The sequence below is a fragment of the Pseudonocardia pini genome (assembly GCF_013870575.1).
GTDB lineage: Bacteria > Actinomycetota > Actinomycetes > Mycobacteriales > Pseudonocardiaceae > Pseudonocardia > Pseudonocardia pini.
In genome coordinates, this window is record NZ_JACBXB010000919.1 from 1 (window position 1) to 1,947 (window position 1,947).

Annotated in this window: 2 protein-coding genes; both read right to left on the minus strand. The window is 72.4% G+C overall.

The window, feature by feature from the left end; all coding sequences use genetic code 11:
• Positions 1-107: 107 nt before the first annotated feature.
• Complete coding sequence (locus H5J29_RS30800) at positions 108-557, minus strand: universal stress protein (protein WP_181784457.1); 450 nt, start codon at positions 555-557, stop codon at positions 108-110.
• On the minus strand, positions 554-1,843 hold the full coding sequence (locus tag H5J29_RS30805; RefSeq protein ID WP_312858486.1) for an MFS transporter: 1,290 nt from the start codon (positions 1,841-1,843) through the stop codon (positions 554-556). Before H5J29_RS30805 ends, H5J29_RS30800 begins: the two co-directional genes overlap by 4 nt.
• Positions 1,844-1,947: the final 104 nt, after the last annotated feature.

The following is a 1,947-nucleotide window of genomic DNA, read 5'->3' on the forward strand; positions in this document are numbered from 1 at the left end:
GACCTGTCGGGGTGGCTCGGCGAACGCACCGGCGACACGGTCGACGCCCCGCCCGAGCTGGGCGGGCGCGGGCTGCATCCCCTACACCCCGCACCCGGTACCTACATCTAGGGAACCACCGTGACGGGCCAGCGGCCCGTCTTCACCACGCGCATGGCCACCGAGCCGAACAGCTTGTGGCCCGCCTGCACGCTGGCGCCGACCAGGATCGCGTCGGCGCGCTCCCGTTCGGCCACGCGGACCAGGGCGTTGACCGGGTCGCCGGTGATCATCTCGAAGGCGGAGGGGACCCCGTACTCGGTCCCGAGCTGCTCGACGGCGGTCCGCAGCTCCTCGAGCAGGGTGTCCGTCGCCGGGTCGACGACGGCGGTGGCGGCCAGCGGCACGGCCGTCGCGAAGGCCAGGGACGGGATCCGGTCGGCGTAGACCGCCACGACCCGCCCGCCCTGGCGCCGGGCCTGGCCGACCGCGTAGTGCAGCGCGCGGTAGGCCGTCTCCGACCCGTCGATCCCGACCACGATCGCCCGGGGTCCGTCCACGCCGTACTCGAAGCTCATCGACGGGCTCCGTGCTGCTGGTCGTGCCGCAGCGCGTCCTCGGCGAGGATCGCCTCCTCCTCGACCGCGGGGACCTCGGTGACGGCCTCCTCGGCCTCCTCCGACTCGTCGGTCGCGTCGGCCTGCTCCAGGGGCCCGTGCACCGTGGTCAGCAGCGCCGCACCGGCGAGCACGACGACCGCCGCGATCCAGAACGGCAGGTGCACGTTCACCGCCGCGGCCACCAGGCCCGCGACGAACGGGGCGAGCCCGCCGCCGATGAACCGGACGAACCCGTAGGTGGCGCTGGCGACGTTGCGCGGGACCGGCGAGATGCTCATGACCGCCGTCGTGACCAGCGTGTTGTTCAGCCCGACGAACGCACCGGACAGGATCACCGCGACGATCACCGTGGGCACCGACCCGGAGAACGTCCCGATCACCGCGAGGATGACCGCGACGCAGATCAGCGAGCCGTACAGGGTGCGGGCGGTGCCGAAGCGGTCCTTCAGGAACGTGGCGCCGAACACCGCGAAGAGGGCGACCAGGATGCCCCACGCGAAGAACACCGCGCCCAGCCGCAGCGCCGACAGGTTCATCAGGAACGGCGCGTAGCCGAGCAGCGTGAAGAAGCCCCAGTTGTAGAGCAGCCCGACCAGGCTGGTGGTCCGCAGGCTGCGGTGCTTCAGCGCGACCAGCGGTTCGGAGAGCTTCGACGGTTCCGCGGGCTTCGGCGTCGGGTCGACGAACACCACGGTCGCGACCAGCGCGACCAGCATCAGCGCCGCGACCCCGAAGAACGGGCCGCGCCACGAGAGGTTCCCGAGCAGCCCACCGAGCAGCGGGCCGGTGGCGATGCCCACGCCGAGCGCGGTCTCGTAGAGCACGATCGCGCCGCCGAACCCGCCGCTGGCGGATCCCACGATCACGGCCAGGCTCGTCGCGATGAACAGCGCGTTGCCCAGGCCCCAGCCCGCGCGGAAGCCGACGATGCCGCCGATCCCACCCGCGGCCCCGGCCGCGGCGGCGAACACCACGATCAGCACCAGCCCGGCGATCAGGGTGCGCTTGGCCCCGATCCGGCTCGACACCCAGCCGGTGACCAGCATCGCGAGCGCGGTGACCACGAGGTAGCTGGTGAACAGCAGCTCGACCTGCGCATGACTGGCCTGCAGCTGGTCGGCGAGGGCGGGCAGGATCGGGTCGACCAGCCCGATCCCCATGAACGAGATGACGCAGGCGAAGGCGACCGCCCAGACGGCCTTCGGTTGGCGGAACGGGCTGGCTGAGGCTCCGTGAACACTCACGGCTTCTCCCCCTCGGTCGTCGGTTCGGTGAGGGCGGCCAGGGCACGCGTCGCGGCGAGCAGCGCGCGTCGGTCGTCGTCGGACAGGGTGGTGATGCGGTCGGC

Bases quoted from the DNA above. Each gene is read 5' to 3' on its own strand.
- H5J29_RS30800 (WP_181784457.1), bottom strand. From the start codon at position 557: ATGAGCTTCGAGTACGGCGTGGACGGACCCCGGGCGATCGTGGTCGGG.